The organism is Candidatus Kryptonium sp. (assembly GCA_025060635.1).
In the GTDB taxonomy this organism is placed as follows: domain Bacteria; phylum Bacteroidota; class Ignavibacteria; order Kryptoniales; family Kryptoniaceae; genus Kryptonium.
The window spans coordinates 20,089-44,087 of sequence record JANXBN010000006.1; the positions used below are offsets into that span (position 1 = coordinate 20,089).

Annotated in this window: 22 protein-coding genes; 20 read left to right on the plus strand and 2 right to left on the minus strand. The window is 37.8% G+C overall.

Annotated elements, in window-relative coordinates; translation table 11 throughout:
• Positions 1-13 precede the first annotated feature (13 nt).
• The 8 genes from sdaAA (at position 14) to NZ923_08245 (ending at position 8,221) form a co-directional block, all read left to right on the plus strand.
• Positions 14-895, plus strand: coding sequence for an L-serine ammonia-lyase, iron-sulfur-dependent, subunit alpha (sdaAA, locus tag NZ923_08210; protein ID MCS7229998.1), 882 nt, complete (start codon positions 14-16; stop codon positions 893-895).
• A gap of 12 nt (positions 896-907) precedes the next feature.
• On the plus strand, positions 908-3,001 hold the full coding sequence (locus NZ923_08215; protein ID MCS7229999.1) for a BatA and WFA domain-containing protein: 2,094 nt from the start codon (positions 908-910) through the stop codon (positions 2,999-3,001).
• A gap of 30 nt (positions 3,002-3,031) precedes the next feature.
• Complete coding sequence (locus NZ923_08220) at positions 3,032-3,916, plus strand: alpha/beta hydrolase (GenBank protein MCS7230000.1); 885 nt, start codon at positions 3,032-3,034, stop codon at positions 3,914-3,916.
• Positions 3,888-4,442, plus strand: a complete 555-nt coding sequence (locus NZ923_08225) for a biotin transporter BioY (GenBank protein ID MCS7230001.1) — start codon at positions 3,888-3,890, stop codon at positions 4,440-4,442. The genes NZ923_08220 and NZ923_08225 overlap by 29 nt, the downstream gene beginning before the upstream one ends.
• A gap of 18 nt (positions 4,443-4,460) precedes the next feature.
• Positions 4,461-5,432, plus strand: coding sequence for a TerC family protein (locus tag NZ923_08230; protein ID MCS7230002.1), 972 nt, complete (start codon positions 4,461-4,463; stop codon positions 5,430-5,432).
• 9 nt (positions 5,433-5,441) lie between these two features.
• On the plus strand, positions 5,442-6,467 hold the full coding sequence (hemB, locus tag NZ923_08235) for a porphobilinogen synthase (GenBank protein ID MCS7230003.1): 1,026 nt from the start codon (positions 5,442-5,444) through the stop codon (positions 6,465-6,467).
• A 72-nt stretch (positions 6,468-6,539) separates the two neighbouring features.
• Positions 6,540-8,096 carry a sodium-dependent transporter gene (locus NZ923_08240; GenBank protein MCS7230004.1) on the plus strand — a complete coding sequence of 519 codons (1,557 nt, stop codon included), beginning with the start codon at positions 6,540-6,542 and terminating at the stop codon, positions 8,094-8,096.
• Complete coding sequence (locus tag NZ923_08245; protein MCS7230005.1) at positions 8,093-8,221, plus strand: hypothetical protein; 129 nt, start codon at positions 8,093-8,095, stop codon at positions 8,219-8,221. Before NZ923_08240 ends, NZ923_08245 begins: the two co-directional genes overlap by 4 nt.
• 126 nt (positions 8,222-8,347) lie before the next feature.
• Here NZ923_08245 and NZ923_08250 read toward each other — a convergent pair whose 3' ends face one another.
• Both NZ923_08250 and NZ923_08255 read right to left on the minus strand, forming a co-directional pair.
• Positions 8,348-11,146, minus strand: coding sequence for a T9SS type A sorting domain-containing protein (locus NZ923_08250; GenBank protein MCS7230006.1), 2,799 nt, complete (start codon positions 11,144-11,146; stop codon positions 8,348-8,350).
• A gap of 21 nt (positions 11,147-11,167) precedes the next feature.
• Positions 11,168-11,581 carry a hypothetical protein gene (locus NZ923_08255; GenBank protein ID MCS7230007.1) on the minus strand — a complete coding sequence of 138 codons (414 nt, stop codon included), beginning with the start codon at positions 11,579-11,581 and terminating at the stop codon, positions 11,168-11,170.
• Positions 11,582-11,873: 292 nt separating this feature from the next.
• Here NZ923_08255 and NZ923_08260 point away from each other — a divergent pair, with 292 nt between their 5' ends.
• From NZ923_08260 to NZ923_08315, 12 genes are all read left to right on the plus strand, one after another.
• On the plus strand, positions 11,874-13,412 hold the full coding sequence (locus NZ923_08260; protein ID MCS7230008.1) for an ATP-binding protein: 1,539 nt from the start codon (positions 11,874-11,876) through the stop codon (positions 13,410-13,412).
• A 13-nt stretch (positions 13,413-13,425) separates the two neighbouring features.
• Positions 13,426-14,829 carry a sigma-54 dependent transcriptional regulator gene (locus NZ923_08265; GenBank protein MCS7230009.1) on the plus strand — a complete coding sequence of 468 codons (1,404 nt, stop codon included), beginning with the start codon at positions 13,426-13,428 and terminating at the stop codon, positions 14,827-14,829.
• On the plus strand, positions 14,826-15,362 hold the full coding sequence (dcd, locus tag NZ923_08270) for a dCTP deaminase (protein ID MCS7230010.1): 537 nt from the start codon (positions 14,826-14,828) through the stop codon (positions 15,360-15,362). The genes NZ923_08265 and dcd overlap by 4 nt, the downstream gene beginning before the upstream one ends.
• A 204-nt stretch (positions 15,363-15,566) precedes the next feature.
• On the plus strand, positions 15,567-16,646 hold the full coding sequence (locus NZ923_08275) for an ATP-grasp domain-containing protein (protein ID MCS7230011.1): 1,080 nt from the start codon (positions 15,567-15,569) through the stop codon (positions 16,644-16,646).
• A 44-nt stretch (positions 16,647-16,690) separates the two neighbouring features.
• A complete protein-coding gene (locus NZ923_08280; protein MCS7230012.1) occupies positions 16,691-17,725 on the plus strand; it encodes an ATP-grasp domain-containing protein in 1,035 nt (344 codons plus the stop codon).
• The gene (locus NZ923_08285; GenBank protein ID MCS7230013.1) at positions 17,700-18,173 is read left to right on the plus strand and encodes a GNAT family N-acetyltransferase; all 474 of its coding nucleotides are present in this window, start codon (positions 17,700-17,702) and stop codon (positions 18,171-18,173) included. Before NZ923_08280 ends, NZ923_08285 begins: the two co-directional genes overlap by 26 nt.
• Before the next feature lie 12 nt (positions 18,174-18,185).
• Positions 18,186-19,313, plus strand: a complete 1,128-nt coding sequence (locus NZ923_08290) for a KamA family radical SAM protein (protein MCS7230014.1) — start codon at positions 18,186-18,188, stop codon at positions 19,311-19,313.
• Positions 19,314-19,487: 174 nt separating this feature from the next.
• Positions 19,488-20,180, plus strand: a complete 693-nt coding sequence (locus NZ923_08295; GenBank protein MCS7230015.1) for a hypothetical protein — start codon at positions 19,488-19,490, stop codon at positions 20,178-20,180.
• A 16-nt stretch (positions 20,181-20,196) separates the two neighbouring features.
• Positions 20,197-20,823: a phosphatase PAP2 family protein gene (locus NZ923_08300; protein MCS7230016.1), complete on the plus strand. Its 627-nt coding sequence runs from the start codon at positions 20,197-20,199 to the stop codon at positions 20,821-20,823.
• A gap of 6 nt (positions 20,824-20,829) precedes the next feature.
• Positions 20,830-22,566 (plus strand): DNA polymerase/3'-5' exonuclease PolX, encoded by a 1,737-nt coding sequence (gene polX / locus NZ923_08305; GenBank protein ID MCS7230017.1) that lies wholly within the window; start codon positions 20,830-20,832, stop codon positions 22,564-22,566.
• Between the two features lie 147 nt (positions 22,567-22,713).
• Positions 22,714-23,565, plus strand: coding sequence for a pantoate--beta-alanine ligase (panC, locus tag NZ923_08310; GenBank protein ID MCS7230018.1), 852 nt, complete (start codon positions 22,714-22,716; stop codon positions 23,563-23,565).
• 31 nt (positions 23,566-23,596) lie between these two features.
• Complete coding sequence (locus NZ923_08315; GenBank protein MCS7230019.1) at positions 23,597-23,980, plus strand: aspartate 1-decarboxylase; 384 nt, start codon at positions 23,597-23,599, stop codon at positions 23,978-23,980.
• Positions 23,981-23,999 lie beyond the last annotated feature (19 nt).

Sequence of the window (23,999 nt, forward strand, 5' to 3'; positions counted from 1 at the left end):
TGGAGCATAAGCTATGGAGATAAATTCTTTTGAAGATATTTTAAAGCACTGTCGCGAGCTGAAAGCGACAATCCCTGAAGTTATGATTGAGTATGAGGTTCGTAAAACTGGGAGAACGCGTGAGCAAGTGATTGAAGGTGTAAGAAGAATTTTAAATGTTATGATAGAGTCGGTAAATAATGGCTTAACCCGCGATGTTAAATCTCCAAGTGGTTTGTTAAACAATTACGCCAAAAAGGTATATAATGCAAAGATCAATGTTTTAACTGTGAATTTCCAAAGGGCAATTGCAAGAGCTATGGCTGTTAGCGAAGTTAACGCTTGCATGGGCAGGATCGCAGCGGCTCCAACCGCAGGTTCTTCCGGGATCATGCCAGCGGTTATAACAACTATGATGGAAGAGCATGGGATAGATGAAGATAAGGCAATTGAAGGTTTGCTCGTCGCTTCTGCGATCGGTCTCTTAATCGTTAAAAACGCGTCCGTCGCTGGCTCTGAAGCTGGATGTATGGGTGAGACAGGAAGCGCAGCTGCTATGGGCGCAGCTGCTATCGTTTATCTTCTTGGTGGAAACAATAAGCAAATTGAAAGTGCTGCGTCTTTCGCAATTCAAAATACAATGGGGCTTGTCTGCGATCCAATTGCAGGACTTGTTGAAGTGCCTTGTATTTTCAGAAACGCTGTTGGTGTTGCAAACGCTTTCACATCAGCACAAATCGCTCTTTCTGGAGTTGAATCTATCATCCCGCTTGATGAAGTGATATTTGCGATGAACGAGGTAGCGGAATTGATGTCCCCGAAACTTAAGGAAACAGCGCAGGGAGGTCTTGCAAATACAAAAACAGCAAGGGAAATTCAGCGAAGGTTCATATATCAAATTGATTTAGGAAAATAAATCTCTTTTGAGATGACATTTTTAAATCCAGCTTTTCTGTTCGCACTTGTTGCCTCTGCGATCCCAGTTCTAATTCATCTATTCAACCTCCGCAGGTTGAGAACGGTTGAGTTCAGTAGTGTTAAGTTTTTAAAAGAGCTCCAACGCTCAAGGATTCGTTCTTTAAAAATAAAACAAATAATTCTTCTGATCATTCGTGTCCTTGCTATCGTTTTCTTGGTCCTTGCTTTTTCAAGGCCTGTGATAAAAGGCTATCTTTTCAAGCCAATCATCGCAGGGCAAGCAAGAAGCAGTGTTATCCTGATAATTGACAATACCTTGAGCATGGCTTCAACTGACGAGAACGGAAGCTTCATCAATCAAGCAAAATCAGTTGCACAAGGCATTGCGGATGTTTTGAGCGAATCCGATGAGTTCGCACTAATCCGCATGTCGGATCTTCCAATTGTTGCTACCGATGGATTTATACACAATGTTTCTTTTTTTAGAAAGCTTATTGAAGAAACAGAATTCACATATACACACAAAAAACTCTATGAAGCGCTCGCAGTTGCGAGCGAGCTTATTGAAAAAGCAAAGAATTTAAATCGCGAAATTTACATAATTTCTGATCTTCAAAAGAGCGAATTTGAGTTTTCACTTGACACTTTAAATCGCAAGATCAAAATCCCTCCAGATGTTCGTGTTTTTTTAGTAAATGTTGGCGAATTCGGAGGACAAAATTTTTCCGTTGATAAAATTGAAATAAAGAACAAGATAATTTTCCCGGGGCGAACTCTCGGTCTTGACGCAATTGTTTCAAACCATGGGCAAAGCGATGTCTCAAATTATGTCGCAAGCGTTTTTCTAAATGGTAGAAGAGTTGCGCAGAAAAGCGTAAACATTAAAAGCGGTGAATCACGGCTGATTGATTTTAATATCTTAACAGAAGATCTGTCGGGATTTGTTGAAGGTTTCGTTGAAATAGAAGATGATAACTTCAGCTTTGACAACAGACGATTTTTCACCTTTTTCATACCGACCGGGATAAAACTTTTGCTTGTAGGAAATGACGAGGATCTTAGATTTTTAAAACTTGCTCTTTCAACAGTCCAGGAGATATACAGGAGAGAATTTTTCAAGATAACACAGGCATCGTTTCAATCCTTGGGGCGATTTGAATTTTCAAATTTTGATGTTGTCTTCCTTGTGAAGCCAACTCAAATTGATAGGAGCGTTTCCGATAGATTGAGAAATTTTGTTTCAGATGGCGGTGGGGTTGTGATTTTTATGGGTGGATTTGCGAATTTCCAAAATTTAAATCAGAATTTTAATTCCGTTTTTAAATTGCCTGAGTTTGAAGGGATAGTGAAGCAAAAAATGTTTTTTTCAAAAGTTGATTTGAATCATCCAATTTTTGAGAATGTCTTCACGGAAGCGCCCAAGAAATTTGACTCCCCAGAGGTAAGAGAATATGTCAAGTTTAAAACAAATTATGGTTTTACATCCATTGTTGAATTTTCGGATGGAAGTCCGTTTCTAATTGAAAAATCTGAGGGAAGCGGTAGAATTTTAATTTTTACAACTGAACCAACCGATAGAGTTTCAGATTTACCTTACAAGGGGATCTTTGTCCCGCTCGTTTTTCAGTCGGTTCTGTATTTAACAACTCCAACTGGGCTTAAACCTGAATATGCAATTGGTGATACAGCTGAATTTAGAGTTGATTTGATCAAAAAGTTTTATGGGCAAAGTTTTAAAGACTTAAAACTTGTGCGACCAGATGGTAGCGATTTCGCTTTCGGATCAAATGGAAATTTTGTGAGGATAGGCCAAGCGACGATTCCAGGAATTTACGCCATATCAAGCGGTGGAAGAGGGGATATCTTGAAATTTGCTTTTAATCCGCCAGCGGAGGAGTTTGAATATGAGAAAGAAAATGAAAAAGAAATCACCTCTTTCCTTGAAACCTTTGGAGTGAAACAATATAAAACACTTGGATATTCAGAGCGTAAGATCAAAGATGAAATTTTAAGGGCAAGGTATGGGATTGAATTGTGGAAGTTCTTCCTTGCGCTTTCAATCTTGATGTTTCTTGCCGAAAGTTTGATCTCAAGAAAAATGTGAATTCATAAAAAACTTAAATTTAACGCACAAATGAAAGTTGAAATTAAACATTTAATTCTTCACAACTCTTCAGGGGATCGGATAACAGCGAATGTTCATTTTGTTGGCGACTTTTTACCAGCACCTGTCGTAGTTTATTCGCATGGTTTCCTTGGATTTAAAGATTGGGGTTTCATCCCGTATGTCGCGGACAAATTCGCTGAAAATGGTTTTGTATTTGTGAGGTTTAACTTTTCACACAACGGAATTAGCGAAAATCCTAACAAGATAACAGATTACGACAAACTTGCGAGAAATACCATCTCAAAGCAACTTGAAGATTTAACTGCGGTGATTGAATATGTTTTTTCAAAAGAATTTAAAATGCTAAACAATGGTCAATTGTTTTTGCTCGGACATTCGGCTGGCGGTGGTATCTCAATTATAAAGGCAGTTGAAGATGAAAGAGTTAAAGCGATCGCCTTGTGGGCTTCAGTATCAACATTCCAAAGATACAGCAGACATCAGATTGAAGAATTGGAAAAAAATGGTTATATTTTTGTGCGTGTTCCCGATTCTATGATTCAAATTAAAATTGAAAAGATAGTTTACGATGATTTCGTTAAGAATCAGGAAAGGTATGATGTCGTGAAGGCGATTTCAAAATTGAAAATCCCGATTTTAATTATTCACGGATCAGCTGATGTAATAGTGCCATTGATTGAGGCGGAGAGATTGAAAAATGCGAACCCGGAACATACGAAACTTGTTTTAATTCCAGAAGCAAATCACTTTTTCAACATAAAGCATCCAATGGATCAACCAAGTCATCAACTTATCAAAGTTGTTGAAGAGACGGTTTTATTTTTTAAAGAACCAACTTTTAAAAACAAAAACCTTGTGCGAGATGAAGCAGATAAAAGCATTATCAATTGATCTATCACGAGCGACAACATTAACGAACGCATTATGGGTGCTTGCATTTGCAAGCCTTACATTTCTTGGAGCGAAGATAGAAATCCCAACTTATCCAGTTCCTTACACATTGCAAACCATGTTTGTGCTATTAAGTGGAGCTTTTCTTGGTCCGTATCTTGGGGCTTTGAGTCAATTTATATATCTTGGTCTTGGATCGGTTGGTTTGCCTGTTTTCGCAGGACCAACAGCTGGATTTGTTAAACTGCTCGGACCAACTGGTGGATATCTTCTTGCTTTCCCGATTTCAGCTTTCATCACAGGTTACCTTGTTAGGTTGAAAAATGGATTTGGGTGGGTTCTTTTCTCAATGTTTTTAGGATTAATTTTGATCTTCGTTTTTGGCACGATTCAGTTAAATCTTGTCTTGATTAAGAATTGGAGCGAAGCAATTAAATCTGGATTTTTGATTTTTTCGGTTTGGGATTTGGTGAAGCTTTTCGCATCTGCTTCAATTTTCTATAGCTTGAGGAGATTTTCAAAATAAAGGTCAAGATTGGCAAATATGCACTTAACAGAGACATTAATGTGGATTTTGTTCAATGTTTTCGTTCTTGGCATGCTTGCGCTTGATCTCGGGGTATTTCATAGGAAGGCGCATGAGGTCAAGTTCAAAGAAGCTGTTATATGGAGCATCGTTTGGATTGCTTTAGCTCTTGCGTTCAATGTCCTTGTCTACTTCTGGCACGGAACTCAATCCGCGCTTGAATTTTTAACAGGTTACCTTGTTGAGAAATCTCTGAGCGTTGATAATATATTCGTCTTCTTGATGATATTTACATACTTTGGTGTTAGCCCGATGTATCAGCACAAAGTTTTGTTCTGGGGAATTCTTGGCGCAATAATCATGAGAGCGATCTTCATATTCGCTGGAGTGACATTGATAAAAATTTTCCATCCGATAATTTATATCTTTGGTGCTTTTCTAATTTTCACAGGTATAAAAATGGGATTACAAAAGGACAGGGAGATACATCCTGAAAGAAATCCCGTTTTGAAGGTTTTTCGTAAATTTTTCAGCATCACTCCGGATTATGTAGATGGGAAATTTTTCGTAAGACAAGGGAAGAAACTAATTGCAACTCCGCTTTTCGTTGTCCTTCTCGTTGTTGAAAGCACGGATGTCGTTTTCGCTGTTGATTCAATCCCGGCGATAATTGCGATAACTCGTGATCCTTTCATAGTTTATACATCAAACATATTTGCAATTCTTGGTTTAAGGGCTCTTTATTTTGCGATCGCTGGATTTGTTAAGTTGTTTAGGTATTTTAAATATGGTTTATCAATCGTTCTTGTCTTCATCGGCATAAAGATGTTGATTTCCGATTTTTATAAAATTCCAACGGTGATTGCTCTTATTACTGTTTTCAGCATAATTACGATTTCAATCCTCGCGTCAATTATAATTCCAGAGCCGAGGCCAGCTCTTAATCCAGCCGGCAATCCAGGCGAAAAAGAGAAGGAAAACAAAAGTTAAAAAGCAAAAATGGGGTTGGCACAATTAACAACTCAGACGGTAGGTTTCCCTATAACGCGGCTTAGAAGGTTAAGGATGACAGAACAATTTAGAAAAATGGTAGCTGAAACACAGCTTTCAACCGATGATTTTATTTATCCGCTTTTTGTCTGTCCAGGTGAAAATGTTAAGAGAGAAGTTCGTTCAATGCCAGGTGTTTATCAGCAATCAATAGACAACATAATTCGTGAATGCGAGGAGGTATATAAACTTGGTATTCCAGCGGTGATCTTGTTTGGTATTCCGGAAAGAAAGGATGAATTTGGCTCCGAAGCTTATGATGAAAATGGTATAATTCAAAGGGCTGTTAGAGCTTTGAAAAAAGAAATACCGGAGCTTGTCGTCATAACTGATGTTTGCTTGTGTGAGTATACATCGCACGGGCACTGTGGAATAGTTAAAGAAGTCGCCCCAGGTAAATATGAAATTTTAAATGACGAAACAGTTGAACTTTTGGCCAAAGAGGCTTTAACTCATGCGGAGGCGGGAGCAGATATGGTAGCTCCAAGTGATATGATGGATGGGAGGGTTTTAGCGATAAGAAAAATTCTTGATGAGAATGGTTTCCAAAATGTTCCCATAATGTCATATGCTGCAAAGTATGCATCTGGATTTTATGGACCATTTAGAGAGGCAGCTGAGTCTACCCCAAAGTTTGGTGATAGAAAAAGTCACCAGATGAACCCGGCTAATTCGGATGAGGCGATGAGGGAAATAGCACTTGATATCCAGGAGGGAGCAGATATAGTTATGGTTAAACCAGCGCTTGCTTATCTTGATGTGATTTACAGAGCAAAGCAGGAATTTAAAGTTCCAATTGCAGCATATCAGGTCAGTGGTGAATATTCAATGATAAAAGCTGCTTCTCTAAATGGGTGGATAGACGAACAGCGAATAATGATTGAGACATTGACAGCGATAAAGAGAGCAGGTGCTGATTTGATCTTAACATATTTTGCTAAAGATGCTGCGAAAATTTTAAAAAGTGGGAGTTGAAAAATCCGCAGAAAAAGTTTGCAAATTCTCCGTTGGAAAAAATTATAAAAACTAATTCCACAAGGAGGCGTAATGGCTAAAAGAGAGCGCTGGGCTACAAGAATTGGGTTGATACTTGCAATGGCGGGAAATGCAGTCGGGCTCGGAAACTTTCTTAGATTTCCAGTTCAGGCTGCACAAAATGGCGGGGGAGCATTCATGATCCCATATTTTGTTGCTTTTCTCTTGCTTGGTATACCTCTTATGTGGGTTGAATGGGCTATTGGAAGATACGGGGGAAAATTCGGACACGGAAGCGCTCCAGGAATGTTTGATGCTATGTGGAAAGCTCCGATTTCAAAATATCTCGGCGCCCTTGGTCTTTTTATTTCAACAGTTATAATGATCTATTACACATACATTGAATCGTGGACGCTTGCCTTTAGCTTTTTCTCTATTACCAAGGCCTATTTCGGTGAGACGACATTTGAAGCTATGAGAAGTTTTTTGCATAGTTATCAAGGCATAGAGAAAAATTATTTCCAAAGCATTCTTCCTGCTTACTTTTTCATGTGCTTAACTCTCTTCCTTAACTTTTTTATACTTTACCGTGGCATTTCAAGAGGCATTGAGATGTTTGCAAAAATAGCGATGCCGATGCTTTTCCTTTTCGCAATTATACTTGTTATAAGAGTTGTAACTCTCGGGACTCCAGATCCAGTGAACTATCCAGAACGAAGTGTTGAAAGTGGTTTCGCTTTTATTTGGAATCCCGATTTTTCAAAACTTGATGATGCAAAGATATGGCTTGCAGCTGCAGGTCAAATTTTCTTTACTCTTAGCGTCGGTATGGGAACGCTTCAAGCGTATGCAAGTTATCTAAGGGAAACCGATGATATTGCTTTAAGCGGTCTTTCAACGGCGTCAACGAATGAGTTTGTTGAAGTAATCCTTGGTGCAAGCATTGCAATACCTGTTGCGGCTGCATTTTTTGGAATTGAAGCGACTCAAGAAATTGCAAAGGGAGGTGCGTTCAATCTTGGCTTCGTTTCAATGCCGATAATCTTTCAAAAATTGCCATTCGGTGAGTTCTTTGGATTTCTCTGGTTTTTGCTTCTTTTCTTTGCTGGAATAACTTCATCTGTTGCGATGGCTCAACCTTTAATTGCATTTTTAAAAGAAGAGTTTGGAATTTCACATGGTAGAGCGACTGCTTTGATCGGTTTCTTCGTTTTTATCGCAATTCAATTTGTTGTTTTCTTTTTGGAGCATGGGTTCCTTGATGAAATGGATTATTGGGCTGGGACATTTGGGCTTGTCCTTTTTGCCTTGTTTGAAATTATAATTTTCGCTTGGATCTTTGGAATGGATAAAGGTTGGGCTGAAATTACAAAAGGTGCAGATATAAAGGTGCCACGAATTTTCTACTACATCATCAAATACATCACACCGCTCTATCTTCTTTTCATCATGATAAACTGGTTGATTCAAGATGCTATACCAACATTTTTGATGGAAGGTGTAAATCCCGAAGATGTTCCCTATAGATGGGGTGCAAGAGCGTTGATGCTTTTGGTATTCATTGTTATTATTCTGCTAGTTAGAACTGCGTGGAAAAGACGAGAAAATAAATTTGGGGTAGCAGAATGAAGCTGACAGTAGAAGGAATCATTTTTATGACGATTGCGTGGGGAATCGTTGCGACTCTTACATTTTACTGCTTTACTAAAGTTTTGAAGACAAAAATAAAATATGACAACCAAGACGACGAGTAAAAAATTAACTTAATTTTTGAGACCAAGTGAATCAATTGTAACGAGGGGAATTTACCAAAGCTGGCTAAATTCTTACCCCTGCCCCCTCTCAATCTCACCGAGAGGGGAACAGGGGTAAGTTAATAATTACTTCAACAACATCATCTTCTTCGTTTGCACGAACTTACCTGCTTTCATCACATAGAAATAAACACCGCTTGCGACCATCCTTCCGTTTTTATCTCTTGCATCCCATCTTACTCTGTATTTTCCTGGCTGAACGAACTCATTTATAAGCGTTGTGACTTCCCTTCCGAGAATGTCGTAAATTTTTATCTCAACATTCACAGCAATTGGAACAGAGAATTCAATGTCAGTTGTCGGGTTGAATGGATTTGGATAGTTTTGGGCAAGGTAAAATTCTTTTGGAACTTCATTAGTGGCGATTTGAACTTTAACAGGTTTCGGAGCTTCGCGAATTTCAATTGCATCGGCTCTGATAACGAAGCTATCTCGCTTTGCTCTGTTAACAAGTGAATCAGCGTAGTATGCATTTACAAGTGCTGTATCATTTTCAAGTCGTATATAGCCAAAGATTGCGGTTTGCTTTGAACCCATTGTGAAGTCGCGACCACCGCGTCTAAACTGGAATCTACCGAGGCGAATTCTTTCAACGCCCATTTGGCTAACGATAACAGTTTCGGGTTTAACTCCACCTTGTTGATAGATTAAATATCTTGCTCTTGGAGTTGAATTTGCCGCTGCAAGCCCTGTTCTTGCGAAAACATCAAAGCTATCCACCTCAGGCGCACCTTCCCTCATTGGGATGAATGGATACCATTCTGCAAATGCATTTGGAGCTCCATAAATATAAGCAATCAATCTTGAGTTGTTAATTCCGCTTCCAGTTATCTTATTCCACTTATCAAATGTCGTATCAACAGGTGGATAAACATAGCTAACTATTGACGGTTGAGCATAAAATTCGTTTTCAACATCGTTGTCCGCATAAATTAATGTTCCTCTTCCTACTCCAGTGAAAACAATGGTTAAAACGCTATCATATTTTGAATTTGAAACGATGTAAAGTGTGTCAACATAGGTTCTCAAATCTCTTGGTGCAAATTCAATTACAAGGTTAAGTTTTCCATTTATCGCTGGCAGTTCAATTGGTAATCTTGGCATGTTGATAACTCTAAAAATCCCTGATGTATCGGCGAAACGAATTTCATAAATCCAAAGTGATCTTTCTCCGTTGCTTCCAATTGTTATCGTTCTCCTATAGTTACCCTGCAATTCCCTTTCAATAAGGTCAATTGCAACTTCGCCAAAGCCAACAGTCCTTGAGGCAATAGTAATTTGTGGATGTGTTGGGACTTTTCTAACTCTTAAAAGATCTGTTCTCAGGAAGTTACCAGAAGCTTGTCCTGGATTGCTAAATATAACTTGTGTTGGCCCTCCGGGATTTAGTTTAAATGTAAACCCAGGACCGCCAATTTGTGCCCAAAGCAGAACAGTAGTGATCTGTCTTTGGTTAAAGCCAGTTACCCTTTGTGTATCAGCAAAGAATGGCGTTATGACATCAATCTGTGCTGCTGTAGCTGCATTTGGAGAACCAGCAGGTCCACTATATTCAAGTATGTAATCTCCACCAAGTGTATCCGGAATAACAAATTGATACAAAGCCCTAGGTATTTGATCTGTTCCAGTGTAAACTCTGCTGAAACGATTTCCACCAGGAATTGGAAATGGATATGGGCTTATAACGCTATTCAACCATCCAGTTGGAGTTTCTTGATATAAAACTTCACTTCCACCCGGAGCTCTCCAATGTGGTTCGCTTCCATCACTTGCATTCATAATGAAATTATAATTAAGACCTTGCCCAACGACATGCAAATAAGCAACTGGTTCCAACGGATCATTACTTTCTATCCTAAGTGAATCAACAGCAAATTCTTCTTGATATGGTCTGAAAACAATAGTAAGATCATAATAACTCCCTGGGTTTATTCTTATCGGCATTGGATCAGTTGTATAAAATCTGCCAGTATGTCCATAGACATTGTAAATTGTTAAAACGCTATCGCCAAGATTATACAAACGAACTTTCTTTTCCGCTGTTTCTCCAATCGTGACTTCTGGGAAAGTTTCACCTACTCTGTAAAGTGCGAAATGGTCCATGTTTGGTCTCGTAGTATCTGGAGTTGTCAATTGCCAGGGATTTCCTTTCATCCTTCGTCCGAACTCAAGGTCACGAGGGAGATCACTTCTTAACACTCTTACAGCATCAACCCTTAGAAATGCTGGTGTTAGTGTATCAGCACCTATCGTAACAATCGTCGGTGCCCCAGCATTTAATCTCAAAATTGTAAGTGGATACCAAGCACCATCGCCAGTATTTTGTGTTGGTCTCCAAAGCCCCGCTCGTTGCAAAACAGGTAAATCTGCACCATTTAACATTTGATTATGTCTTAATGAGTCAGCATAAAATCCCTCCCCAAATCTTTCTACAGTAACATAGCTATTCGGCGAAGCATTACCACTTTGTTGTAAGTAGTAATAAAGGATATAATAATCATCTTTGTCAAGGATGTTTTGCTGTGTTTGGGTCGGGATACCGAAAATATATCTTGCCCATGCACCCGATGGGCTTCCAGCTGTGAATGGAGTTCGTCTGTGATCAGGACCAACATTCGCTCCGCCAGTATTTGTAAACCAACCAGGTCCAGGTTGTCCAGATGCAACTGAGTTTGGTGGTTTTTCGTAATATCCATCCGATGAATCACGGTCAACTTCCCAATTTGCCGATGTTCCAGCTAAATTCGGCGTGTTATCAACTGTGAACCATTTTTGCTTCGTTGTATCAAGCGGTGCCCATTGTGAATAAGCATTGCTTGAAAATATGATTAAAATGGCTACGATTAAAAATATAATTTGACGCATATAGATTCACCTCTTTTTATGTTATTTTTTGCGTTTGTAAATAGTTATCCGAATTACTCCGGGCTTTCCAAGAAACCTATCGTATCCAACTGGAATAACTTTGTAATATACCCAGACGCTATCCTCAGCAAAACTTGGGATAGTTGAATCTGCATAGCTTGGAACTCTTACAGGAGGTTGAAGCAACGAGAGCTTACCTCCGGCGGTATCACGCAAAGCCCTATAAACTTCCCACTCCCTTAAGTTGCCATTGTCATTATACTCCCAATTTAAGGTAACAAGATACTTGCCCGTCCTTGTAGTATCTACCCTTGCGCGTAGGTTTTTAACATCTGGGACTCTCTCTATATGTGTTGGTGTAATCAAATCTCTCGGTTTATCGCAACCATACAGTAAAACTATTAAGAGGCAAGTTAAAAAAAATCTTTGAAGCATCTTCTCAAGAAATTTTGTTTACGGATTTTTAATTTCTCGCTGACACGAGATTAAAAACTTAATTAAACATCCGTTCGGAATTAAATGGATTTCTCTTCCAAAAGTAAGGTAACCTTTGAAAGAATAAAAAGCAAGAAAAATCGGTGCAAAATTTTAAATCGTGAAAAATTCTTATTCCTCCGAGCTTGACCATAGGGATAACCTGCGGAACGATTGAGAAATTGATAATTTATCCCGCATTTTCTATATTTTTTTATGCTTGGTTGGCTTTTAAAACGAAGAAAATCGGAATATGAAAATTTTGATAGTTGACGATGTGTCCGAAAGCCTTGAATTGTTGAAAGAAGTTTTTGAAACGATGGGATATGCTGTTTTAACCGCAAACAATGGTGCGGAAGCTCTTAAAATTCTTGATGAGGAAAGAGTTGATGTTATAATCTCTGATGTTTTAATGCCGAAAATGGATGGATTTGTATTTTGTAGGGAGGTCAAGAGGAATGAACATACTCGGAACATTCCATTTATATTTTATACAGCAAATTATACTGATCCTGAAGATGAAAAATTTGGGCTAGGGCTCGGGGCAGATGCTTATCTTATTAAACCTATAGATATTCAAATTCTCATTAACACTGTTGAAAAATTGCTTCAAAAAGGTAAAGCGGAGATCTCAAAAGTGGATGCTGTGAGCGATGATGTTCAATATCTGCGTGAGTATAATACAGTTTTAATTCGCAAGCTTGAGGATAAAATGTATGAACTTGAGCGGGCAAATGAGATGTTGATGAAGATGAACCGAGAGCTTCAAGTTTCACACGAACAATATAAGAGCTTATTTGAAAACGCTGGGAAACCAATTTTCATTGTTCAGCCGGAGACCTGGATGGTTCTTGATGCAAACAATCAGGCTGAAAATCTTTTGAAATGCACAAGGGATGAGATTTTGAATTTAAATTTCGCAAAATACAAAAAATTCTTCCAACCGCTTTTTGAGGGGGAAAGAGTTGTTAATTTTGAAACAACCATAATTGATTTTGAGGGAAACGAAAAAATTGTTGAGATGACGGCGAATTTAATCGGGTATGCTGATACAAGCACGATTCAAATTATAATCTCGGATCTTACCGAGAAAAGAAAAATTCAAGATGAGCTAATCCAGACAGAAAAACTTGCTTCGCTCGGACGATTATCCGCTTCAATTGCTCATGAAATAAGGAATCCGCTTTCAGCGATAAATATAAATCTTCAGTTTCTTGTAAGAAAATTTCAAGAAGGAACACAAGAGAGAAAATACCTTGATCTTGCGCTTGAGGGGGTTCGTAGGATTGAGAAAATAGTTGAAGCAACTTTGAACTTCGCCAGACCAAGTAAGCCAAATGTTAAAGAGGAAAACATAAATGATGTGATAAATGCCACGCTTCCGCTTGTTGAGATATCAACATTAAAAAAGAAAATTGAAATCATGACGAAGCTTGAACCAGACCTTCCAAAAGTGAAAATTGATTTTAAGCAAATTCAGCAAGTTATTTTAAATATATTAACAAACGCGGTTGATGCAATTAACGATGTAGGACAAATATGCATAAAATCATATCTTGCGGAAGAAGGTGGAACAAATTATGTTGTCGTTTCAATTTCCGATACTGGATGTGGAATTCCAAAAGATGAGCTTACGAAAATTTTTGAACCATTTTACACCAAGAAAAGCGATGGAACGGGGCTTGGCCTTGCTATAAGCAAGCAAGTTATGAATCATCACGATGGAAAAATTGAGGTTGAAAGCGAAGTAAATCGTGGGACAACTTTTTATTTAAAATTTAAAGTAAAATAAGAGAGGCGTTAAAATGAAGATTAAGGTCATGGTCATTGACGATGATGAACTTTTTAACCGATCTATAACCCAGGTTCTTAAAGATTCTGGTTATGAGGTGTCTTCACATTTAAGTGGAGAAGAGGCATTCAGAGAATTGCAAAACGATCAGCCTGATATAGTTTTACTTGATATCTTCCTCAAGGGTGAAAATGGGCTTGATATCTTAAAAAAAATTAAAGATGAGTTCACCTCTCTTCCAGTTCTAATGATAACTGCTTATTCCGATGTTAATCTCGCTGTCCAGGCGATAAAACTTGGTGCTGAAGATTTCATACTAAAACCGCTTGATTTTGAGCAACTTGAGATCGCAATGCAGAAAGCTGTCAAAAATATAAAGTTGCAGCGAGAAGTTCAGCAATTGAAGGAACAGCTGGCGGAACGCGCGGGTGAGTATCGCATAATTGGACAAAGCAAGGGACTTCTTGACGCTCTTATTTTGGCTGAGAAATATGCACTCGGAGATGATACGACCGTTTTGATAATAGGAGAAACGGGGACAGGCAAAGAATTAATTGCAAGATATATCCACGAAAAAAGCGCAAGGCGAGATGGCCCATTTATAGCAATCAATTGTGGTGCGATCCCTAAGGATTTGGTAGAAAGCGAACTTTTTGGATATGAGCGTGGAGCTTTCACAGGAGCAACTGAAAAAATGAAACAAGGAAAGTTTGAACTCGCACACGGTGGGACCATTCTTCTTGATGAGATTGGCGAATTGAGCCCTGAGGCACAAGTAAAACTTTTAAGAGTTCTGCAAGATAAAAAATTTTATCGGCTCGGTGGAACAAAGGAAATATCAGTTGATGTTAGAGTGATAGCTTCAACTAATAAGAATCTAAAAGAAGAAGTTGAGGCAGGCAGATTTAGAAGCGATCTTTACTATAGATTAAATGTAGCAACAATTTACCTTCCTCCGCTCAGGGAACGAAAAGAGGATATACCACTTCTTGTTATGAGCTTCATTGAGGAATTTAATAAGAAGTTTAGAAAAAACTTTATCGGAGTTAATGAGAAAGCGCTTGATATTTTGAAGTCATATCACTGGCCCGGAAACATTCGTGAGTTGCGAAATACAATAGAGAGAATATTACTGGTTGAAAACGACACGGAAATTAAACCAGAACATCTTAGGCATCTTCAACTTCAAAAAGCTGATGTTGAAATTGACAAGGAAAGTGAATTTGTGCTTAAAATTCCACCGACAGGGATAAGCATGGATAAGGTTTTGCGTGAGCTTATAATTCAAACATTAAAAATAACAAATGGTAATCAAGTCCAAGCAGCAAAAATTCTCGGGATAACTCGCTCAAAGTTGAGGTATAGAATGGAACAATTAAAAATTGAACAAAAGAAAACAATTACGGAAGGGAAATGATACTTAGCGACAAAAGAATTCTTGAGGAAATTGAAAAAGGTAATATCGTAATTGATCCGTTTGATATAAATTGTCTCGGGACAAATAGCTACGATGTGCATCTTGGGGAATGGATGGCTGTTTACAAAAATGAGATACTTGATGCGAAAATAGAGAATGAACTTGAGTATTTCAAGATCCCTCCAGAGGGTTTGATTCTTTATCCGAACCGACTCTACCTGGGAGTTACGCTTGAATATACTGAAACACATGGCTTCGTCCCATTTCTTGAGGGAAAATCAAGCGTTGGGCGACTTGGAATTGATATTCATTCCACAGCTGGAAAAGGGGACGCTGGTTATTGCAACCACTGGACGCTTGAAATATCAGTGAAGCAACCGGTCAGAATCTATGCTGGTATGCCAATTGGTCAACTGATTTACTTTGAAATCTCGGGCGAGATCCTGACACCTTACAACAAAAAGAAAACAGCTAAATATAATCAGCGTTCCAATAAGCCGATCGGCTCAATGATGTGGAAAAATTTTCTGTAAATTCTCAAAGTTGACACCTCATATGATTTGAAAAATTATTAACACACTAAATTTTGCAATCTTGTCTTACGCTTGTTCATTTCTTACTCCAGGGGCGAAAAGAAATCATCTGATGACTCTGAATGTGTTTAAACACTTGACAAATTCAAAAAATTTTTTATATTTATAATTGAGAACTGATTTAAAACAAATTGCAAACACTTTATGAATGTTGGTCTTGTGTTTAACTTGAAGAAGGAAAGAAACGATGACTCATCTGGAGATGACTCGTTTAGTAGTGTTAAGTTATTAAATAAGTTAAGTGGTGAACAGAAGGAAGTTTCAATTGATGATACATATGCCGAATGGGACACATGGGAAACAATAAACGCTGTTAAACTTGCGCTTGAAGAAAATCACACCGTCACGCTAATTGAAGCTGATGAGAATGTCTTTGAAAACCTCAAGAGAGCAAAACCTGATATAGTCTTTAACATCGCCGAAGGGTTTTACGGGGTAAGCAGGGAAGCCCAAGTGCCAGCAATTCTTGAAATGTTAAACATACCTTACACTGGGAGCGATCCACTAACACTTGCCATCTGTTTAGATAAAGCAAGAACAAAGGAAATTTTATCCTATCACAAAATTCCAACCGCAAAATTTTTCGTGGTTGAAGACCTTGATGAGTTTGATGGAAATATTGAACTTGAATTCCCTCTCATAGTTAAGCCCTTACATGAAGGTTCAAGCAAAGGTATTTTCAACTCATCCGTTGTTGAAAATAAAAATGAACTTTTCAGAGAGATAGAAAGGATATTGATAACATATAAAGAACCAGCTCTCGTTGAGGAATTTTTACCTGGAAGAGAGTTTACAGTTGCAATTCTTGGAAATGGCAAAGAGGCTCGTGTCTTACCAATAGTTGAAATTAAGTTTGATGCTTTACCAAAAGATGCAAGACCGATTTATTCATTTGAAGCAAAGTGGATATGGGATACCCCAGAAAAACCACTTGATATTTTCAAATGTCCAGCTGAAATAGACATCCATCTTAAAGAAACAATTGAGAAAATAGCGCTTTCAACATTTAGAGTTTTACGCTGTCGGGATTGGTGCAGGATTGATATGCGCCTTGACAAAAACGGGATCCCAAACATACTTGAGGTTAATCCATTGCCCGGCATCCTTCCGAATCCGGAAGATAATTCATGCTTTCCGAAAGCAGCGCGTGCAGCGGGGTTAACTTACAATCAAATGATAAATGAAGTTTTAAATGCTGCGCTAAAAAGATACAAGATGATTTAAAATGATTGATATTCAATCAGCAAAAATAAAAAATCAGGATCTTTATGTTTAAAGGAACGGAAATAACGGTTATATATAACGACCCTACTATGATTGAGCCAAAGCCCCAGCAGATTGACGCTTCCATTACCGAAGTTAAAGACGAAATTGATTTCATAGTGAACTCGCTTGAAAATGCCGGTTTCAAAGTTAAATGTTTATCTGTCTACAATGCGAGAAAATTCATAAATGACCTTATGAATTTGAAAACTGATTTGATATATAACTTTTGTGAGATGGTTGAACTTGAGTCAAGGGAAGAAGTTTTCGCAGCCGGATTATATGAACTACTGAGAATTCCATATACTGGTTCACCACCTATGACATTAGGACTTTGTCTTGATAAAGCGAAGACGAAAATAATACTTTCGCATTATAAAATTCCAACTGCGAAATTTGAGGTTTTTGATGAACCTTTGAATGGTTATAGAAAAATTAACCTAAACTTCCCTTTGATTGTGAAACCGCTTCATGAAGATGCAAGCGTCGGGATAAGCGAGAAATCAGTCGTTTATGAAATTAAAGAATTAGATGAAAGAGTTGAGTTTATTTTGAAATCGTTTAAACAACCTGCTCTCGTTGAGGAATTCATAGATGGCAGAGAGATTAATGTTGCAATTCTTGGGAATGAACCGCCCATTGTTTTGCCAATTTCAGAAATTGATTTTTCTAATCTGCCATCTCATCTGCCGAGGATAGTAAGCTATGAAGCTAAGTGGTTTCCTGATACAGAGTATTATCAGAAGACTATACCTATTTGTCCTGCGCCACTTGAACCAGAACTTGAAAATAAAATCAAAGAAATAGCTCTTTCATGCTACAAGATAATGGGTTGCAGAGATTATGCAAGGGTTGATATGAGGATTGATAAAAATGGAAATCCGTATGTCCTTGAGGTTAATCCAAATCCCGATCTCTCGCGCAACGCTGGATTTATGCGTTCCGCTTCTGTTTATGGATTAACACCATCTGAAACCATCGTTAAAATAGCAGAAATAGCACTTGAGAGAAGTTATGTTAATAAGGGAGCTGAGAAATAAAGACAAAAATAGAATAATAGAAATTTTGAAAGAAACCAATATGTTTACCGACGAGGAAATAGGAGTTGCTATTGAGTTAATTGATGAATTCGTCAAAAACGGCGAGAGTAGCGGTTATGAAATTTACACAATGGTTGATGAAGAGGATGAACCAATTGGATATATATGTTTCGGCAAGAGACCTTTAACGCAGGGTGTTTACGATGTCTACTGGATCGCTGTTGATCCTGCATTGCAAGGAAATGGAATTGGGAAAAGTTTGATGAAATTTGTTGAACAAAAAATAAGAGAAATGGGAGGGAACTTAATTCTTGTAGAGACATCTTCACAGGAAAAGTATTTAAAAACCAGATTGTTCTACAAAGCATGCGGGTATGATGAGATAGCCCGCATAAAAGATTTTTACAAGAAGGGTGACGATTTAATAATTTTTGCAAAATATATTTAGGAGGGAAAAATTATGGAGCTTTGGCAAGAGCTATTAAGAAAAAGTATTGAAACAGCCGAGGACTTTGCCGAGGTTTTTGGGGTGGATAAAGATTTGATGCGAAGGATAGTGGAGAAATACCCCGCAAGGATCAATCCATATTACTTGAGCTTGATAAGATATAAAGGAGATCCAATCTGGCTACAATGTTTCCCAGATATAGAAGAGCTTGCTGATGAAGGGATGCCTGAAGATCCACTTGATGAAGATTCAATGAGCCCAGTGCCAAGCATTACACATAGATACCCAGATAGAGTTCTTTTTCTCGTGACGAGTCAGTGTTCAATGTATTGCAGATTTTGCACGAGAAAAAGAAAAGTTGGAGATTCAAGCAAGATAAGTATGAAATTTATTCACGATGGGATTGAATATATAAGAAATCATCCAGAGGTTAGAGATGTAATTTTATCCGGTGGCGATCCGCTAATGCTCACGGATTATATGCTTGAGAAAATTATTAGGGCATTGAGGGAGATTCCACATGTTGAGATAATAAGAATAGGGACAAAAATGCCTTGCGTTCTTCCTCAAAGAATTACGGAAAATCTATGCAACATGCTGAAAAAGTATCATCCGATTTATGTTAACACTCATTTCAATCATCCGTGGGAGATAACGCCTGAGAGCAAACGAGCTTGTGAGATGCTTGCAGATGCCGGAATTCCAGTTGGAAATCAGACTGTTCTTTTGCGAGGTGTTAATGATGACCCGTATGTTATGCAAGATTTGATGAAAAAGCTTCTCGCTATAAGAGTTAGACCATATTATATTTATCAAGCGGATATAACTCGCGGGGCAAATCATTTTAGAACTCCAATAAGAGTTGGAATTGAGATAATGGATAAACTTCGTGGACATATCTCTGGGCTTGCTGTTCCTTATTATGTCATAGATGCACCAGGTGGAGGTGGGAAAATTCCAATTCTGCCTCAATATGTCATAGCGCATAATGAAAACGAAATTATCGTTAGAAACTTTAGATATGAAATCTATGTCTATCCAGAGGTGAAGGAAGAAGAGATTGAAGAAATAAAATATGAACCGAAACCAGCTACTGAGCCGAGGAAGATAATTGAGCGTAGGAAGTGGCTCGTTGAATAAAAATGTTTCAAATTAATTTTTTGTGTAGATGGGCAGGAGCTTGGCTCCTGCCTTTTTTGTTTTTGAGGAATTTTTTTAACTTATTTATGAACTCAAAGGTCTAAAATAAAGGAACTCCGCTTTGTAGGAACTGGTTAAATTTTTTGAATAAAAATTTAAGCGAGGTTTTTTCCGATGAAGAAAATAATTGCAATTTCGGCTTTAATTTTTATTTTTTTGAGCGTGGTTTATTCGCAGGACAAAAAATCAAGACCACCATCTCTTAGAGATAGTATCATTGTATATGACAGCCCACAGGATTTTAAACTCGTTGATACCGTCGGTTATAGGAAGTCGTGGGGGATAGATCTTTCGGTTGCAAATAATGGTTTTGCTTTCGGCACTTTTTATAGATATATGTTGAAAGATGTTTATTTTCTTCAATTGACACTTAATTTTATGACAGCGAAGGATAAAAATGAGGTTGAGTATGTTGACTGGTTGACTGGTCAAACATTTGTTCCGAACAAGGTTAACAGAATAATGGTTATACCACTTTCCATATCTTTTCAATATCGCTTGTTCAAAGATGAACTTTCCGATAATCTTCGCCCATTTCTTACGGCTGGTGCTGGACCGACTTTGATTTTCACGACCCCGTATGAGAAGGAGTTTTTCAGTAGTTTGAAGTACGGTAGAGCTTATTACACTGTGAATTTTTACATCGGCGCAGGTGCTTATATTGGGCTTGACCCGCGGACGGTAAGCGGATTGAGCGTGAGGTATTATTTAATACCGTATTCAAAGGGGATTGAATCTCTTCGTGGAAGACCGATAAAGGAATTTGGCGGGATAAACCTTACCTTGACATTTGGGATCAATTTTTAAATAAAATAAAAATTGCATGAACAAATACACCGAAAGATTCCTGCTCAATGTTGCCAAGCAAAAATCCGCTGAAATAATATCGTTGATCTTCGCACCTCAAATTGTAAGTTTCGTTTCGTTTCTTTTCATATCATTTTATCTTGAGACAGATATTAAAATGAAGATTATTTCTGCGTTCACAACGATCTCTTTCACTTCTATTTTTCCGACTGCTTTTATTTACTATCTGATCTACCGGGGCAAGATAGACCATCCTTTTGTTCCGGTTCGTGAGCAAAGAACAATTCCTTATCTTTTTGCTGTGTTAAGTGCGTTTATCGGATTTTTGATCTTGCTTTACTTCAAATCGCATTGGCTTATAATCGCATCACAATGGTGTTATGTTTTAAACACTCTTTTAATTTTGCTTATAAATTCGCGCTGGAAGATAAGTGCTCATTCCGCAGGATTAAGTGGACCTTTAACTATTCTTGCTTGGATATTTGGTTATAAAGTGATACCTCTATTTTTACTGATTCCACTTGTTGGTTGGTCAAGGTTATATCTCAAGGCACATACGCTCGGACAAGTTATTGGTGGGACGATGCTCGGAATTTTTTCAACATCAATTCAAATTTATCTTATTTCAAAAATATTCGTGTAATCTTAAATGCAAGAGAAGATTGTAGATAAAAAATTCGTCGCTGAGATACTTGAAGAGATCGCAGATATGCTTGAGTTAAAGGGCGAAATTGAGTTCAAGGTAAGGGCATACAGGAATGCCTCAAGAATTATTCGCGAGGTTAAAAAAGATTTAAGGGAACTCGTCAACTCTGGCGAGCTTGCAAAGATAAAAGGAATTGGACCGAATCTTTTTGAGAAAATAAAAGAAATAGTTGATACCGGACATTCAAAATATCATGAAGAGTTGAAAAGAACTATACCAGATGGATTGTTTGATCTTCTTCAGGTGCGAGGGCTTGGACCTAAAAGGATAAAAGCAATTTATGAAAAACTTGGCATCACGACTCTTGCTGAACTTGAATACGCTTGCAGGGAAAATCGCCTTCTAAAGCTTGAAGGTTTCGGCAAAACGATTCAAGACAAAGTTTTAAAAGAGATAGAACGATTGAAACGAAATGCACAATATCATTTGATCACCTCCGCATACAATGTCGCTGAATTCATTACTTCATTCATTAAAACAAACCTTGATGTTATCAACTTCACAATAACAGGAAGTTTGAGGAGGAGAAAAGAGATAGTAAGAGATATTGATGTAGTGCTAAATGTCAAAAAAAGGGACTTTAAGGGCGTAATTGAAAAAGTTCTAAAAAAATTCCCTCATACAAGTGTCATTGCTAATGATGATGATTTTGTGAGTTTGGTCTCTGAATTCGGAATGCAAGTTGATTTTATACTTGCTGATGAGGATTACGGCTTCAAGGTTTTCTATACCACAGGGAGCAAGGATTTTTTGAGTAGATTTGAAGAGCTAGTGCTAAAATCAGATTTCAGAATGAATGAAAATGGAATTTTTAAAAATGGTGAAAAGATCAACTTTTTATCCGAAGAGCAGATTTTCAGCAAATTTGGGATGGATTTCATACCTCCGGAGTTAAGAGAAGGATTTAACGAAATTGATCTTGCTTTAAGTGGTAAAATCCCTGAGCTTTTAAGTGAAAAAGATATAATTGGGATCTTCCATGTTCACTCAACCTATAGTGATGGTTCAGATACGCTTGAGGATATGATCGCAGAGTGTGAAAAAATTGGTTTGAAATATGTTGGGATCTCGGATCACAGCAAGTCAGCCTATTATGCTGGTGGTTTAACCGAGGAGCGACTGGAACAACAATGGAAGGAGATAGAGGAATTACAAAGGAAGTTTAAAATAAAAATTTTGAAAGGAGCTGAAGTTGATATACTTCCTGACGGAACTCTTGATTATTCAGATGATGTGCTTTCAAAGTTTGATTTTGTGATAGCTTCAATTCATAGCAAGTTTAGGATGACATTGGACGAGGCAACTCAGAGAATAATAAGGGCAATGCAAAATCCATATGTTACGATCCTCGGACATCCAACGGGACGACTTCTTCTTGGAAGGGAGGGTTATCCCGTGGATATGAAAAAAGTTATTGATGAAGCATCAAAACTTGGTGTTGTGATTGAATTCAACGCAAATCCACATCGTCTTGACATTGATTGGAGGCATATAAATTACGCAATACAGAAGGGTGTTAAAATAAGTATAAATCCTGATGCGCACGCGATCGGTGAAATTTATTATACTTTTCTTTCGCTTGGGACAGCAAGAAAAGGGATGCTTACCAAAAATGATGTGTTAAATGCGATGGATTTTGAGCAAGTTCAAAGTTTCTTGAGAAGACGCAGAGGAAAATAAAGATTGTTAAGTGAAATTTCTATATCGGGGGACATCTATCCCTTTGTGTTTTCCACTGGGGCAAGGTTAGATTTGCGATGTGGAAAGTTTTATTTTGTAAAGTTTTCTTTTTAATTTTATGAGCGAAAAATAAATATCTGCGGGATTATGCGAATTATCACAAAAGTTAAGGAAATGCAAAAAGTTGCCGATGAATTAAGAAGAGAAGGCAAAATTATCGGTGTTGTTCCAACTATGGGTTATTTGCACGAGGGACACTTGAGCTTAATCAGGATCGCCAAAGAAAGAAGCGATGTCGTGATAACGACGATTTTTGTTAATCCATTGCAGTTTGCACCACACGAGGATTACGACAGATATCCGAGGGATTTTGAAAGAGATGTTAAGCTTGCTCAATCAGCTGGATGTGATATAATTTTCCATCCAAGTGTTGAAGAGATGTATCCAGGAAATTTTTTAAGTTATGTTGAGGTGGAGAAATTAAGCAAAGTTTTGGAAGGTGAATTTAGACCAACGCATTTCCGAGGTGTTACAACAGTTGTCGCTAAACTTTTTAACATAACTAAACCACATATCGCTGTTTTTGGACAAAAGGACGCTCAACAAGCGTTAATAATAAGGCAAATGGTTAAAGATTTAAATTTTGACATTGACATAATCGTTGCCCCGATTGTCCGAGAGCCAGATGGACTTGCGATGAGCTCAAGAAATGTCTATCTTTCGGAAACAGAGAGAAAAGAAGCGACAGTTCTTTACGAAAGTTTGAAATTGGCAGAAAATCTCGTCGCACAGGGTGAGAGGAATTCAAAAGTTATAATTTCAAAAATGGAGGAACTTATAAAATCAAAACCATCAGCAAAAATTGACTACATTGCGATAGTTAAACCAGATACGCTTGAGAAAGTTGAGAACTTAAATGAAGGAAACGAATATTTAATTGCTCTCGCCGTGAGGATAGGAACGACGAGGTTAATTGATAACACAATTGTAAAAATTTAGTTTAAACAAAATTTGTATTACTTGGATGACAATATATCGTGAGATGTGCAAATCAAAAATTCACGGTGCAACCGTAACTCAAGCTGAACTTTATTATGAGGGAAGCATAACAATTGACGAAGACATCCTTGAATTAGCCGAGATCCTGCCTTATGAGAAGGTTCAAGTTGTAAATGTAAATAACGGTGCGAGGTTTGAAACTTACACAATTCCTGGCGAAAGAGGCTCAGGGGTAATTTGTCTTAATGGGCCTGCAGCTAGGCTCGGGGCTGTGGGGGATCAGATAATTATCATATCTTATGCTCAATATCCACAAGAGATTGCTGAAAATCACAAGCCAAAGGTCATAATACTTGACAAAGACAACAAAATTAAGCAAATTATTTATGGGCATATAGGTGAACTTACGAAGTAAAAAATTTCAACTAAGTATG

Bases quoted from the DNA above. Each gene is read 5' to 3' on its own strand.
- panC (MCS7230018.1), top strand. From the start codon at position 22,714: ATGCGAATTATCACAAAAGTTAAGGAAATGCAAAAAGTTGCCGATGAA.
- NZ923_08290 (MCS7230014.1), top strand. From the start codon at position 18,186: ATGGAGCTTTGGCAAGAGCTATTAAGAAAAAGTATTGAAACAGCCGAG.
- NZ923_08295 (MCS7230015.1), top strand. From the start codon at position 19,488: ATGAAGAAAATAATTGCAATTTCGGCTTTAATTTTTATTTTTTTGAGC.
- sdaAA (MCS7229998.1), top strand. From the start codon at position 14: ATGGAGATAAATTCTTTTGAAGATATTTTAAAGCACTGTCGCGAGCTG.
- NZ923_08285 (MCS7230013.1), top strand. From the start codon at position 17,700: ATGTTAATAAGGGAGCTGAGAAATAAAGACAAAAATAGAATAATAGAA.
- polX (MCS7230017.1), top strand. From the start codon at position 20,830: ATGCAAGAGAAGATTGTAGATAAAAAATTCGTCGCTGAGATACTTGAA.
- NZ923_08245 (MCS7230005.1), top strand. From the start codon at position 8,093: ATGAAGCTGACAGTAGAAGGAATCATTTTTATGACGATTGCGTGGGGA.
- NZ923_08250 (MCS7230006.1), bottom strand. From the start codon at position 11,146: ATGCGTCAAATTATATTTTTAATCGTAGCCATTTTAATCATATTTTCA.
- NZ923_08265 (MCS7230009.1), top strand. From the start codon at position 13,426: ATGAAGATTAAGGTCATGGTCATTGACGATGATGAACTTTTTAACCGA.
- NZ923_08260 (MCS7230008.1), top strand. From the start codon at position 11,874: ATGAAAATTTTGATAGTTGACGATGTGTCCGAAAGCCTTGAATTGTTG.
- NZ923_08275 (MCS7230011.1), top strand. From the start codon at position 15,567: ATGAATGTTGGTCTTGTGTTTAACTTGAAGAAGGAAAGAAACGATGAC.
- NZ923_08255 (MCS7230007.1), bottom strand. From the start codon at position 11,581: ATGCTTCAAAGATTTTTTTTAACTTGCCTCTTAATAGTTTTACTGTAT.
- NZ923_08220 (MCS7230000.1), top strand. From the start codon at position 3,032: ATGAAAGTTGAAATTAAACATTTAATTCTTCACAACTCTTCAGGGGAT.
- NZ923_08215 (MCS7229999.1), top strand. From the start codon at position 908: ATGACATTTTTAAATCCAGCTTTTCTGTTCGCACTTGTTGCCTCTGCG.
- NZ923_08240 (MCS7230004.1), top strand. From the start codon at position 6,540: ATGGCTAAAAGAGAGCGCTGGGCTACAAGAATTGGGTTGATACTTGCA.
- NZ923_08230 (MCS7230002.1), top strand. From the start codon at position 4,461: ATGCACTTAACAGAGACATTAATGTGGATTTTGTTCAATGTTTTCGTT.
- NZ923_08280 (MCS7230012.1), top strand. From the start codon at position 16,691: ATGTTTAAAGGAACGGAAATAACGGTTATATATAACGACCCTACTATG.
- dcd (MCS7230010.1), top strand. From the start codon at position 14,826: ATGATACTTAGCGACAAAAGAATTCTTGAGGAAATTGAAAAAGGTAAT.
- NZ923_08225 (MCS7230001.1), top strand. From the start codon at position 3,888: ATGAAGCAGATAAAAGCATTATCAATTGATCTATCACGAGCGACAACA.
- NZ923_08300 (MCS7230016.1), top strand. From the start codon at position 20,197: ATGAACAAATACACCGAAAGATTCCTGCTCAATGTTGCCAAGCAAAAA.
- hemB (MCS7230003.1), top strand. From the start codon at position 5,442: ATGGGGTTGGCACAATTAACAACTCAGACGGTAGGTTTCCCTATAACG.